Origin of the sequence: uncultured Limnohabitans sp. (assembly GCF_937889215.1) — a bacterium.
In the GTDB taxonomy this organism is placed as follows: domain Bacteria; phylum Pseudomonadota; class Gammaproteobacteria; order Burkholderiales; family Burkholderiaceae_C; genus Limnohabitans_A.
Genome location: NZ_CALBEX010000006.1, coordinates 1 through 13,336 on the forward strand (window position 1 = coordinate 1; position 13,336 = coordinate 13,336).

The following is a 13,336-nucleotide window of genomic DNA, read 5'->3' on the forward strand; positions in this document are numbered from 1 at the left end:
CGCTTGTTCGCAGGCCTGCAGGTCTTGCGGGCTGCCAAACAAAATGTGCAGCGACGGGATGTTGTTGGTTTGGCAAAGGTCCATGTCGGGGCTGAAGCCACCGACCTACGGGGAGTTTTCATGTTCACAGCCGTGTGCTCACAGCGGTATAACCTGCGGCGCTGCTGGCCGCGGCTGCGGGAATGTGTTCGCCTTTTTGCGGCGTCACTTCAAAAATGGCGTTCAGCTGTCCGGTGCCCGAGGCCCCAAAGTAAGGGGTCACGATGTCCACTGCGCCATCGTAGTCGGTCCAGCCCAAGGCGCCCATCAGCATGGCGGTGTCGTGCATGAAGCCTTCGCCGTGGCCCTTGCTGGCGTATTCGGGCAGCATCTCGCAAAAGGCTTTCCATTCGCGCTGGCCCCACATGCGCAGCACCTGTTCATCGAGTTTTTCGAGGAAGGGGCTCCAAATTTTGTGGGCAAATTCAGGGGCCAATCCGTTTTGTGCAAAGCGGTGGCTCAAGCTGCCACTGGCCAAAAAAGCCACCTTGCCCTCGTAGTGTTTCTCGACCGCCTCGCGCATGGCCCAGCCCAGACGGGCGCTGTCGTTCAGGTAATGCACCATGCACAAAGCCGAGACCGAGACCACCTTGAAATGCTGGTCGGCGTTCATGTAGCGCAGGGGCACCAAGGTGCCGTACTCGGGATTGAGTGTGGTGTTGTCGTGGGCCAGTGTTTCCACGCCGTACGCATTGGCCACACGCGCCAGCAAATGGCCCAGTTCGGGGTTGCCCGGCGATTCGAACGCCATGTGGTTGATGAAGTGCGGCAACTCGTTGCTGGTGTACTCGCCCTTGAAGTGCGGCGCACAGTTGATGTGGTAGTTCGCATTGACCAGCCAATGCGTGTCAAACACCACCAGCGTGTCCACGCCCATGGCGCGGCAGCGGCGGCTGATTTCCTGGTGGCCATCGATGGCGCTTTGGCGGGTGCCAAAACGCGGGCCGGGGATTTCACTCAGGTACATGCTGGGCACATGGGTGATTTTGGCGGCGAGGGCGAGTTGTCCCATGGCGAAACTCCAATTGGGTGAGAAAGGTGCGAAGTGCTCGGGCGGCGTCAAACGCCCCAATGTGGAATGTGGTGACCGCCCAAAGACACCGCCACGTTTTTGGGCTCGCAAAACACTTCGTAGCTCCAGGTGCCGCCTTCGCGGCCGGTGCCGCTGGCTTTGGTGCCACCAAAAGGTTGGCGCAAGTCGCGCACGTTTTGGCTGTTCACAAAGCACATGCCGGCTTCGACTGCTGCCGCCACACGGTGGGCTTTGCCCAGGTTCTCGGTCCAGACGTAGCTTGATAGGCCATATTCGATGTCGTTGGCTTTTTCAATCGCATCCTGCTCGTCCTTGAAGGGAATCAGGCAAGCGACGGGGCCAAAGATTTCTTCTTGGGCAATGCGCATGCGGTTGTCCACGTCGGCAAACACGGTGGGCCAGACGAAGTTGCCGTTTTTGACGTGCGCGGGCTGATCAGCGGCGTAGCCGGGTTGGTCCAGTCCGCCGCACAGCATCGTCGCACCCTCTTTGGGGCCGAGTTCGATGTAGCTGCGCACCTTGGCCAGGTGGGCTTTGGAGATCATCGGGCCGACGATGGTTTTTTCATCGAGCGGGTCGCCCACGGTGATGCGCTTGGCGCGCTCGGCAAACTTGGCGGCAAAGTCGGCGTAAATACTTTGCTGCACCAAGATGCGGCTGCCCGCAGTACAGCGCTCGCCGTTGTTGCTGAAGATCATGAAGATGGCGGCATCCAATGCCCGGTCCAGGTCGGCGTCTTCAAAGATCACAAAGGGGCTTTTGCCACCGAGCTCCATGCTGAACTTCTTCAAGCCCGCACTCTGCACGATGCGGTTGCCCGTGACGGTGGAGCCGGTGAAGCTGATGGCGCGCACATCGCGGTGCGAGACCAGGGGCTCGCCCGCTTCTTTGCCGTAGCCGTGCACCAAGTTGAGCACGCCAGCGGGCACACCTGCTTCCAGCGCCAGCTCGCCCAAACGCGCTGCGCTCATGGGTGTGAGTTCGCTCATCTTGAGCACGGCGGTGTTGCCAAAGGCCAGGCAGGGCGCGACCTTCCAGGTGGCGGTCATGAAGGGCACGTTCCATGGGCTGATCAGCGCGCACACGCCCACCGGGTGAAACAGCGTGTAGTTCAGGTGCGTGGGCGTGGGGTAGGTGTGGCCGTCCACGCGGGTGCACATCTCGGCAAAGTAATGAAAATTGTCGGCCGCACGCGGCACCAACTGCTTGCCGGTTTGGCTGATGGTTTGGCCGCAGTCTTTCGTCTCGGTCTCGGCAATTTCAGGCACATGCTTCGTGATCAGGTCGCCCAGCTTGCGCATGATCTTGGCGCGCTCGGTGGCGGGGGTGGCGGCCCACTTGGGGAAAGCAGCTGTGGCGGCGGCGACAGCGGCGTTCACTTCCCGCAAGCCGCCCGAGGCGACTTCGGCCAGCACTTCTTGGGTGGCAGGGTTGACGGTTTCAAAGTAGTCGCTGCCTGCGATTTTTTGGCCATTGATGAGGTGGTCGATTTTCAAGCGGTATCTCTCTTTCGGTCTTGTCGGGGCTGAAGCCGCCGACCTACAAGGGTCATGGCCTGCCCACGAGGGTGTTGGTGAGTGCCCCGATGCTTTCGATCTCGGTGACCACCACGTCCCCGTGGTTCACGTTCACGATGCCGTCGGGCGTGCCGGTCAGGATCAGGTCGCCGGGCTGGAGCGTCATGAAGCTGCTGAAGTACTCGATCAGTGTGGGCACGTCGAACACCATGTCGGCAGTGTTGCCGCTTTGTGTCACTTGGCCGTTCACGGTGGTTTGCAATTTCATGGCCATGGGGTTGGGGACATCTGCGGCATCCACCAACCATGGGCCGATGGGCGTGCAGGTGTCTCGGTTTTTCACGCGCAGGTTGGGGCGGTACCAGTTTTCCAGGTAGTCGCGGATGGCGTAGTCGTTGGCCACGGTGTAACCGGCAATGAAGTCGTAAGCATCGACCTTCTTTACGCGGCGGGCGGTGCGTCCAATGACAACAGCCAGCTCGCATTCGTAATGCATGTACTTCACATCCGCAGGGCGCTTGGTGAAGGCCTTGTGCCCGATCAGCGAAGCCTCGCCTTTCATGAAAGCCAGCGGTTCTTCGGGGGCCTTGAAGGCGAGTTCTTTGGCATGGTCGGCGTAATTCAGGCCCAGCGTAATGACGGTGCGCGCTTGCGGCACAGGTGCGAGCGGCGGCAGCCAAACCACGTCGTCAAAGCCCACGCGATGGCCTTTGTGCGGGCCTTGGGTGATGAGCAACTGGCCGTCCGATTCGACGGCTTGTTGAATGGCGCCGGACCAAGCAATGCGTGCGTGTTTCATGGCGCTTCTCCCTGAACACTTTGAATCCAGGTCGCAAAGCCCGGGGCGCTCAGGCACACCGTATCGCCCGCTCTCACGCGGGGCCGTTGGCCGCTGTCCAGCACATCGGTGCCCAGCATCAACACATCGCCCGCTTGCAGTGTCATGAATTCAGCGACCTCGTCCAGCAGTTGGTTCACCGGGCGCACCAGTGTGGACAGGTCCACGGTTTGCACGCGCTGTCCGTTGACCTGCACCGTGATGCGCACTGCGCCCATGTCTTGCCCGGTCCAGGACACCGGAGGACTGCCGCAGCCTAAGTAGCCGTCACGGCATCGAAACTTGACGGGTGGGCGGTAATAGCTGGCGTGAGCTTGAGACCAATCGTTGAGCAAGACCAGCTGTTCGGGATCGCCCTGCGCGCCCATGACCAATCCCAACGTGGCACCGATCTCCACCTCTTTCACACCGTCTTGCAAGAGCAGGTGAGGCCCTGGGTTGAAGGTGTTGGCCGATTTGACATACAGCACCGGGGCTTTGGGTGCCGCCTTATGTGGGTCTTGGACCATGCGCGGAGCCCACAAGTCCCATTCGCGCTGAAAGTTCAGCAGGCAGCCGTAAACGGTGCCCGCAGGTTGCCAAAGTTTCATGGGTTTGATCTCGGGTTGCTGTCGGGGCCCGGTGGTGGGGTGGTCCCGCCGCCCTCCAGGGCAATCACTTGGTCGAGCAGCGCGTACAGCTGCTGCATGGCGGGTTTGCCCAGTTGCGCCTCCATCCAGGCGTAATGGGCTTCGATGCTGTGCGACAAGGCCTGCACTTTGGCCAGGCCTGCTGGAGTGGCGCGCACCACCGTGCGCCGTGCGTCTTGCGGGCAGCGTTGACGCTCGATCAGGCCGTCCCGCGCCATGCGGGTCAGCACACCGGTCAGGCTGGGGCCAAGCAGAAAAGCTTCTTTGGCCACACGCCCAGTTTCCACGCCAGCGCTGTCATGCGCGTGTTCGCCCAAGACCCGCAACACCCGCCATTGCTGGTCTGAGAGGCCATGTGAGCGCAGGCTGGGGCGGGTATGCCCCATGACGGATTCCCGCGCATGCAAAAGCAGGCGAGGCAGGTTGCGGTGGATGAAGGGTGTAGCGTGCATTTATTTAACATGTTAATTGAATGCGGCGGTCGTTCTGCGCGGGTTTACCCTAGATCTGCCGAAAGGTTGGTGGAATTTCCAATCCATAAAAGTATGAATAAATTACAAATATGAGTAATTCAGTATTTGAAAAAATAAGTCGAGACTAGAATCAGCCGCTGTCCAATCATCTGGGCAGGATGTGGGGCGTCCTGCAACACCAGTGCATTCATGCCCGTCAGCACACTCACAAGATCACGCCGCAGGGCCTGAAGGATCGATGAAAAACCGCAGTATCAAGCTTCAACTGTCTTTCAGCGCTCTCGCGATGGCGCTGTTGCTGTTGTTGGCCCAGTTCGCCTTGCAGTTTCAGTTGATGCGCACGGACATCGTGCAAAGAATCGAAAAACATGAATTTCGGCAGTTGAGCGACTTGGCCAGCCACCTCGACGAAAAATTGCAAGACAGCGTCGACATGTTGAGCAAGGTGGCCCAAAGCGCGCCCAAACCGGGCACGTCGACTTTGGCCGGTTTGGAGAAGTTTCTTCAACAAGAACAGGCGTTGTTGACGGCCTATGACGATCTGTATGTGTTTGACCCACAAGGCGTTCTGTTGGTGGACTGGCCCGTGAAGCCGGGTCGCAGGTCCTTGGACATGGCTGGCCGTGACTACATACAAGGCGTCATCAAGACTGGCAAGCCTGTGATTTCAGCGCCCATTTTGGGACAAGCCACCCGGCAGCCTATCGTGGTTGTGGCAGCGCCCATCTGGGATGCTCAACAGCAGATGGTGGGCATCATGGGCGGTGTGCTCAACTTGCACAAACCCAACTTTTTGGGCTCGATTGCCCATCGCAAAAATGGTGAGACGGGCTATTTCTACCTGGTCACGCAGGACAGACTGCGCATGGTCCATCCAGATTCGGACCTTATTTTCAAGGCGATCGCCAAAGACAGCGGCAACGTCCCCTTTGAAAATGCCATGAAGGGTTTTGAGGGAACGCAAGAGGGCCGTGACACGGGTGGCGTCCAAGGGCTTTTCACATTCAAGAGGTTGGCCACAACAGGCTGGATCTTGGCTTCTGTCGTGCCCTCTTCGGAAGCCTTTGCACCCATCGAAAATCTTTACCAAAAAATGTTGGGCTTCAGCGGCTTGTTGTTGCTGGTGATGGCCCCGTTGCTGTGGATGCTCGTGGGGCGGGTGGTTCGGCCTTTGGATGTTTTGGCCAAAGCCATGCACCAGACGGCAGCCCGGATGCGCGATGGCCAGGTTGTCGCGCCCATTGCTCAAGTCGGTGGGACTGAAATCAAGATGGTCACGCAGGCCTTCAACGAGTTCGTTGAAGCACGAATCCATGCCGAACAAGATTTGGCCAAAGCGCGCGATGCTGCGCAGGCGGCCAACGCATCCAAAAGTGATTTCTTGGCCAACATGAGCCACGAAATCCGAACCCCCATGAACGGTATTTTGGGCATGACCGAGCTTTGCTTGCAAACCCGGTTGACGACAGAGCAAAAAAGTTACTTGGACATGGTCTCCACCTCTGCCAACTCCTTGCTGGCGGTGATCAATGATATTTTGGATTTTTCCAAAATTGAAGCCCGCAAGCTCAGCCTGGACCCGCATCCGTTTTCATTGCACAGCCTGATCCGGCAGGCCACACGCACCTTGTCTTTGCGTGCCAGCGAGAAAGAATTGGAGTTGGTTTGCGATATGGCACGCCATGTGCCCGATGAGGTGATTGGCGATCCCTTGCGCTTGCAGCAGGTGATCATCAATTTGCTGGGCAATGCCATCAAGTTCACGGCCCAAGGTGAAATCCTGTTGTGTATCAAGCCCATGATGTCTGCGCCCAATCGCGACGGTGTCTGGCTGGAGTTTGCCATCAAGGACACCGGCATTGGCATTGCACCCGACAAACTGGCCTTGATTTTTGATGTGTTCACCCAGGCTGACTCCAGCACTGTGCGTCGGTTTGGCGGCACGGGCTTGGGGCTGGCCATCAGCCGAAGCTTGGTGCGCATGATGGGCGGCGACATCCGCGTGAGCAGCCAACTCGGGCAGGGCAGCACCTTCAGCTTTTATGTTCAGCTGTACACCTTGGTCGATGGCCCCGCTTTTGTACAAAGCTTGGTCGACTTTTGGACGGGGCAAACACTCTTGTTGGTAGACGACAACGCCAGCAGCCGCAAAGTGCTGAGCCAACAACTGCAAACCCTGGGACTGAATACCGCGGCCGTAGACGGTGCTGCTCAAGCGCTGCATTCGCCGCAACTGCGACAAGCCCGGGCCGCACTGATCGATGTGAACATGCCCGACATCGATGGCTTTGCACTGGCTGCGCAATTGCGTCAGCTGTTTTCTGCGGCGCAAATGCCCATCATCATGATGGGCGCCTTGAGTGAGCAAGTCAGCCAAGAGCAGCTGGATGCACAAAGTATTCAAGGGTTTTTGGTCAAACCCGTCGATGTCAACGAGTTGGCGACCGTTTTGAATGGGCTGTCGCACACCTTGGTTGCGTTACCACCTGAGCAGAATCTGGAGCCCGAGGTGTTGTTCCGGTCGCAGCGGATTTTGCTGGTTGAAGACACGCCGATCAACCAGACACTGCAGACCATCTTGCTGCAGCGCATGGGCTACGAAGTGAGCATGGCCAAAAATGGCCTCGAGGCCATCGAAGCCTTTTCGACCCGTGAATTTGACTTGATCCTGATGGACATCCACATGCCAGAAATGGGGGGCGTAGAAGCCACTGAAATCATACGGACATTGGAGAAAAATCAGCAACTCAAGCACACCCCCATCATTGCCTTGACCGCCAACGCACTCAAAGGTGATCGGGAGCGCTTTCTCGCTTGTGGCATGGATGGTTATGTGTCAAAGCCCATCGTGGCCGATGCCTTGCGCCATGAAATCAGAAGCCTGTTGCGCGAAGACCTGCCCAACTCGCTGGCCGCCTGAGGTTTCGGCGGTTGCACCATGAGCTGCAAGCTGGAGGCCTTAAAGTCGACCTATGTCTCATCTCTTCGAACGTTTGGGCCTGCCCGCGCCCATTTTCCAGGCCCCCATGGCGGGTGTGCAAAACCACCGCTTGGCTTTGGCTGTGTGTCAGGCCGGGGGGCTGGGGGCTTTGCCCGCAGCCATGCTCAGCCCGGACGCCCTGCAGGCCGAACTCCAGGCGCTGACGGCAGCCACCCGTGCGCCCTACAACGTCAACTTTTTTTGCCATGCGCCGCCCACGCCTTCGCCTGAGCGTGAATCCGAATGGCACAAGGCCTTGGCCCCTTATTACCGAGAGTTTGGGCTGGACCCAACACAGATGCCCGGTGGCCCAGGGCGCATACCCTTCGGGCACGACAGCGCCGATGTGCTGGAGGCATTTCGCCCCGCGGTGGTGAGCTTTCATTTTGGCTTGCCCGCACCCGATTTGCTGGCGCGCGTCAAAAGCTGGGGTGCGCTCGTGCTGTCATCGGCCACCACGGTGGCAGAAGCCCGCTGGCTGCAGGCGCACGGCGCCGATGCTGTCATCGCCCAAGGGCTCGAGGCGGGTGGGCACCGGGGCATGTTCTTGACGGACGACCTGAGCACGCAAATGGGCACTTTCGCCTTGTTGCCCCAAATCGTGCAGGCTGTGGATGTGCCGGTGATCGCTGCGGGCGGTGTGGGCACGGCACAAGCCGTGGCGGCAGCCCGGCAGTTGGGCGCTTCGGGGGTGCAAATCGGCACGGCCTATTTGTGCAGCCACGAAGCGGGCACCAGCGCGCTGCACCGTGCGGCCTTGCGGTCACCTGCTGCCCAGCACACGGCCTTGACCACCTTGTTCAGCGGCCGTCCAGCGCGCGGCATCGTCAACCGCCTGATGCGCGAATTGGGGCCTTTGAATGACGCGGCTCCCGCATTCCCTTTGGCCACAGCGGCCATTGCACCCTTGCGCACTGCCGCCGAAGCGCAAGGCAGCAGCGACTTCACACCCCTGTGGTCTGGCCAAAACGCAGCGAGTGCGCGCAGTCTGAGCGCCATCGACATCACGCGTGAGTTTGTACAAGCTTGGCTCGGCGCGTCCACGCATTCAAGCCGCGATCTCGTATCCTGAGGGCTTGAACTTCTGGCATGGGTTTATTAAGGGCCCTGCAGGTCCGACACGCGCGCCTGTCAAAAGGCACAATCACACCCCATGGCCAAAGACAAATCGATATTCACCTGCACCGAGTGCGGCGGCACCAGCCCCCGCTGGATGGGCAAATGCCCCAGCTGCAACGCCTGGAACACCTTGATCGAGGCATCCGCTGAACCCGCTGGCGGCAAAAACCGCTTTGGCTCGGTGCACGCCTCGCTGGCCCCCACATCCGAGGTGCTGCCCCTGGCCCAGATCGAAGCGGCCGACTTTGAGCGCCATCCCACCGGCATCGACGAACTCGACCGCGTGCTGGGCGGCGGCATGGTCGAAGGCGGCGTGGTGCTGATCGGCGGTGACCCGGGCATTGGCAAATCCACCTTGCTCTTGCAAGCGGTGGACGCGCTGCAGCGCAGCGGCATGAACACCTTGTATGTGACGGGCGAAGAAAGCGGAGCGCAGGTGGCCATGCGTTCGCGTCGCCTGGGCTTGCCCGACTCGCAAGTGCCGGTGCTGCCCGAGATCCAACTCGAAAAGATTTTGCACACGCTGCAGTCGCGCCAGCCGGGCATCGCCATCATCGACTCGATCCAGACGGTGTACTCGGACCAGCTCACCAGCGCCCCCGGCTCGGTGGCGCAGGTGCGCGAATGCGCGGCGCACCTGACGCGCACCGCCAAATCGACCGGCACCACCATCGTGCTGGTCGGTCACGTCACCAAAGAAGGCGCGCTCGCTGGCCCTCGCGTGCTGGAGCACATGGTGGACACGGTGCTCTACTTCGAAGGCGACACGCATTCGAACTTCCGCTTGATCCGCGCCATCAAGAACCGCTTTGGTGCGGTGAACGAAATCGGCGTGTTCGCCATGACCGAAAAAGGCCTGAAAGGCGTGAGCAACCCCAGCGCCATCTTCTTGAGCCAACACGCTGAACCCGTGCCCGGCAGCTGCGTGATGGTCACCCTCGAAGGCACCCGCCCGCTGTTGGTCGAAATTCAGGCCCTGGTGGACAGCGGCGGCCCATCGCCCAGGCGCTTGAGCGTGGGCCTGGACCGCGACCGCTTGGCCATGCTGCTGGCCGTGCTGCACCGCCATGCGGGCGTGGCCTGCATGGACCAGGACGTGTTTGTGAACGCGGTGGGCGGCGTGCGCATCAGCGAGCCTGCAGCCGACTTGGCGGTGATGCTGGCCATCACCAGCAGTCTGCGCGGCAAAGCTTTGCCCAAGGGTTTCATTGCTTTTGGCGAGGTGGGCTTGGCCGGTGAAGTGCGCCCTGCGCCGCGTGGTCAAGACCGCCTGAAGGAAGCGGCCAAACTCGGCTTCAAGGTGGCGGTGGTGCCCAAGGCGAATGCCCCCAAGAAGAACGACAAAGCCTTCGAAGGCCTGACGATTTACCCGGTCGAGCGCATCGAAGAAGCCATGCAGGTGGTGCGCGGGCTGGACTGAGGGCGGACCCTCGGTCTGCGCCAATACCTCAGAAGCGCTCCAGCTCCGGGTGCTTGATGGCTCCCGCCCGCACCAGCATGCGGCCGTATTCGGCGCAGCGGTTCAGCGTCGGGATGACCTTGCCGGGGTTGAGCAGACTGAAAGGATCGAACGCCCGTTTGACGGCGAACATCTGCTCGTTTTCTGCCGCGCTGAACTGCACGCACATGCTGTTGACTTTCTCGATGCCCACGCCGTGTTCGCCTGTGACGGTGCCGCCCATGGCCACGCTGGTTTCCAGAATCTCTGCACCAAACAGCTCGCAGCGGCGCAGCTGGTCGGCATCGTTCGCATCGAACAAGATCAGTGGGTGCAGGTTGCCGTCGCCCGCGTGGAACACGTTCAGGCAGCGCAGTGCGTACTTGGTTTCCATCTCCGAGATGGCTTGCAGGATGTCGGCCAGGCGCTTGCGTGGGATGGTCGAGTCCATGCACATGTAGTCGGGGCTGATGCGGCCCGAAGCGGGGAAGGCGTTTTTGCGGCCGCTCCAGAACTTCATGCGCTGCGCTTCGTCGCGGCTCACGGTGATGGCGGTGGCCCCGCAGTTGCGCAGCACCTCGCTCATGCGGCCGATTTCTTCTTCGACTTCTTCGGGCGTGCCGTCGCTCTCGCACAAAAGAATCGCTGCGGCGCTCAAGTCGTAATCGGCGTGCACAAAGTCTTCCACCGCAGCGGTCATGGGCCCGTCCATCATCTCCAAACCCGCCGGGATGATGCCGGCCGCAATGACTGCGGCCACCGCATCGCCCGCTTTGCGCACGTCGTCAAAGCTGGCCATGATGCAGCGGGCCAGTTGCGGTTTGGGCACCAGTTTGACGGTGACTTCGGTGGTCACGGCCAGCATGCCTTCGCTGCCCACCAACACGGCCATCAGGTCGTAGCCCGATGTGTCGAGCGCGTCGCTGCCAAATTCGATCGGGTCACCCTCGATGGTGAAGCCACGCACTTTGAGCACGTTGTGCACCGTGAGGCCGTATTTGAGGCAGTGCACGCCGCCCGAGTTTTCGGCCACGTTGCCGCCAATCGTGCAGGCGATCTGGCTGGAGGGGTCGGGGGCGTAATACAGGCCGTAAGGCGCAGCCGCCTCGCTGATAGCCAGGTTGCGCACACCGCATTGCACCAGTGCGGTGCGGCTCACGGGGTCGACGGTTTTGATTTGGTTGAAGCGGGCCATGGACAGCGTCACGCCCATGCGGTGCGGCATGGCGCCACCAGACAGGCCCGTGCCCGCGCCGCGCGCCACCACCGGTACTTGCAGGGCATGGCAGGCTTTGAGCACGGCTTTCACCTGCGCCTCGGTCTCGGGCAAGGCCACCACCAGCGGCCGCTCGCGGTAAGCGGTCAGGCCGTCGCATTCGTAAGGCGTGGTGTCTTCGGGGGTGTAAAGAATGGCGTCTTGCGGCAACACCCGGGCTAAGGCCTGAACCACGGCGCTTTGGCGCTCGGCACGTTCTAAGCTGGAGAGGAGTTCGGGGCTGGTGGGGCTGTTCATGTCGGCATTCCTGTCAATCTGAGCTTGACTGTAAACCGAGACAGTGGGCGAGGGGTTGAAGAATCTTTCAGTCCTCGTTGAATTGGCATCCCGTGAACGTCACCAGACCGGTACCCAAACCACGCTTTTCGGACGCGGCAAGACACCTTGGCGAACAGGTCCGGCCAAAAAAGGTTGACAAAATACATTTGGACAAATACAATCCAGCCGTGCAGCACACCTCCAGACCCCGTGTCGTCGTGAGCCCTGTGATCTTCTGTATGCGCCTGAAGCGCCACGTTTCAGGCTTTTTGAGCCCAGTTGCCAGGTCTTAGGGCCTGATTCAAACCGCAACGCTGATGGGCTGTCAGACAATTGATTGGAGAAACCATGAAGCGAATTGCTTTTCTTTTGACATCCACCGCCGCCGCATTGGCATTGACCGCTTGCGGTCAAAAAGAGCCAGAACCCCAGGCCGTTGCAACGGCACCCGTGACCGCTCAGTGCGGCAAGGTCAAAGTGGCCAATATGACTTGGCAGTCGGCCGAGGTCTTGGCCAATGTGGACCAAATCATCTTGAGCGTTGGTTATGGCTGCGATGTGGAGCTGGTGCCCGGTGACACCATGCCCACGCTGACCTCGATGATGGAAAAAGGCCAGCCCGATGTGGCCCCCGAAGCTTGGGTCAACGCGGTGCGTCAGCCGCTGGATGCGGCTGTCAAAGAAGGCCGTTTGCATTACGCCGCCCAGTCCCTGCCTGACGGCGGTGTTGAGGGTTGGTGGATTCCCAAATACTTGGCTGATGCCCATCCTGAAATCAAAACCATTGATGACGCGTTGAAGCAACCTGGCTTGTTCCCTTCGGCTGAAAACAAAGGCAAGGGCGCTGTGCACAACTGCCCGTCTGGCTGGAACTGTCAGCTGACCACTGGCAATGCCTTCAAAGCTTGGAACGGCGAAGCGCAAGGCTTTGTATTGGTGGATACCGGCTCTGCAGCGGGTCTGGATGGTTCCATCGCCAAAGCTTACGAGCGCAAGCAAGGCTGGCTGGGTTATTACTGGGCACCAACCTCCATTTTGGGCAAATACGAGATGGTCAAACTCGATGCCGGCGTGCCTCACGACAAAGAAGCTTGGGAGGCTTGCAACAGCAAGCAAGAATGTGCCAAACCAGTCAAGAGCGACTGGGCGCGTGCCGATGTCTACACCGTGGTCACCGATGACTTCAAGAAAAAAGCCGGTGACGCCATGGGCTACTTGGACAAGCGCGGTTGGAGCAACAGCACCCTGAACGGCTTGCTCGCTTGGATGAGCGAGAAGCAAGCCAACGGCAACGATGCCGCCAAGCATTTCCTGCGCACCCAGCCTGAAATCTGGAAAGCCTGGGTCAGTGCCGATGTGGCCGCAAAAGTTCAGGCGAGCCTGTAAAGCATGGCGGACCTGAGTTGGCTCCAGCGCTTTCCGGCGCTAGGCGAAGAGACTTTGCGCGCCATCCGTTTGGCCATTGACGGAACGTTCCGCACTTTCACCCGTGAACATGGGGAAATGATCGAGCGCTTGTTCGATCCGCTGCGTGATTTCTTGCTGGCCTCGGAGCACTTGCTCACCCAATCCCCATGGCCACTGGTCATGGCGGGCATTGCCGCTGTGTCGTGGCTGGCCAGTCGGTCCTGGAAGATCGTGCTGGCAGCCATGTTGGCGCTTCTGTGGGTGGGGGTGTTTGGCATGTGGCAAGACCTCATGAAAACCCTGTCGATGATTTTTGTCTGCACCGTGGT

Annotated in this window: 11 protein-coding genes; 5 read left to right on the forward strand and 6 right to left on the reverse strand. The window is 60.1% G+C overall.

What is annotated here, in order from left to right; genetic code table 11:
• Positions 1-124: 124 nt before the first annotated feature.
• Genes hpaD through hpaR form a run of 5 tightly spaced genes read right to left on the reverse strand, consistent with a single transcriptional unit; the run spans position 125 to position 4,508 of the window.
• On the reverse strand, positions 125-1,051 hold the full coding sequence (gene hpaD / locus Q0341_RS00145) for a 3,4-dihydroxyphenylacetate 2,3-dioxygenase (protein WP_299509661.1): 927 nt from the start codon (positions 1,049-1,051) through the stop codon (positions 125-127).
• A gap of 47 nt (positions 1,052-1,098) precedes the next feature.
• On the reverse strand, positions 1,099-2,568 hold the full coding sequence (gene hpaE / locus Q0341_RS00150) for a 5-carboxymethyl-2-hydroxymuconate semialdehyde dehydrogenase (RefSeq protein ID WP_299509662.1): 1,470 nt from the start codon (positions 2,566-2,568) through the stop codon (positions 1,099-1,101).
• A gap of 52 nt (positions 2,569-2,620) precedes the next feature.
• Positions 2,621-3,388 carry a fumarylacetoacetate hydrolase family protein gene (locus tag Q0341_RS00155; protein WP_299509664.1) on the reverse strand — a complete coding sequence of 256 codons (768 nt, stop codon included), beginning with the start codon at positions 3,386-3,388 and terminating at the stop codon, positions 2,621-2,623.
• Positions 3,385-4,017: a fumarylacetoacetate hydrolase family protein gene (locus Q0341_RS00160; RefSeq protein ID WP_299509665.1), complete on the reverse strand. Its 633-nt coding sequence runs from the start codon at positions 4,015-4,017 to the stop codon at positions 3,385-3,387. Before Q0341_RS00160 ends, Q0341_RS00155 begins: the two co-directional genes overlap by 4 nt.
• Positions 4,014-4,508, reverse strand: a complete 495-nt coding sequence (gene hpaR / locus Q0341_RS00165) for a homoprotocatechuate degradation operon regulator HpaR (RefSeq protein WP_299509667.1) — start codon at positions 4,506-4,508, stop codon at positions 4,014-4,016. Before hpaR ends, Q0341_RS00160 begins: the two co-directional genes overlap by 4 nt.
• Positions 4,509-4,767: 259 nt before the next feature.
• Here hpaR and Q0341_RS00170 point away from each other — a divergent pair, with 259 nt between their 5' ends.
• The 3 genes from Q0341_RS00170 (at position 4,768) to radA (ending at position 10,048) form a co-directional block, all read left to right on the forward strand.
• Complete coding sequence (locus tag Q0341_RS00170; protein WP_299509669.1) at positions 4,768-7,449, forward strand: response regulator; 2,682 nt, start codon at positions 4,768-4,770, stop codon at positions 7,447-7,449.
• A 52-nt stretch (positions 7,450-7,501) separates the two neighbouring features.
• Positions 7,502-8,581: a nitronate monooxygenase gene (locus tag Q0341_RS00175; protein WP_299509672.1), complete on the forward strand. Its 1,080-nt coding sequence runs from the start codon at positions 7,502-7,504 to the stop codon at positions 8,579-8,581.
• An 81-nt stretch (positions 8,582-8,662) separates the two neighbouring features.
• Positions 8,663-10,048 carry a DNA repair protein RadA gene (gene radA, locus Q0341_RS00180; protein ID WP_299509675.1) on the forward strand — a complete coding sequence of 462 codons (1,386 nt, stop codon included), beginning with the start codon at positions 8,663-8,665 and terminating at the stop codon, positions 10,046-10,048.
• 28 nt (positions 10,049-10,076) lie between these two features.
• Here radA and Q0341_RS00185 read toward each other — a convergent pair whose 3' ends face one another.
• Positions 10,077-11,579, reverse strand: coding sequence for an FAD-linked oxidase C-terminal domain-containing protein (locus Q0341_RS00185; RefSeq protein WP_299509677.1), 1,503 nt, complete (start codon positions 11,577-11,579; stop codon positions 10,077-10,079).
• Positions 11,580-11,948: 369 nt separating this feature from the next.
• Between Q0341_RS00185 and Q0341_RS00190 the strand changes: the two genes are divergently transcribed.
• Positions 11,949-12,986: an ABC transporter substrate-binding protein gene (locus Q0341_RS00190; protein ID WP_299509679.1), complete on the forward strand. Its 1,038-nt coding sequence runs from the start codon at positions 11,949-11,951 to the stop codon at positions 12,984-12,986.
• A gap of 3 nt (positions 12,987-12,989) precedes the next feature.
• On the forward strand, positions 12,990-13,336 hold a 347-nt coding region (locus Q0341_RS00195; protein WP_299509680.1), incomplete at its 3' end, for a hypothetical protein.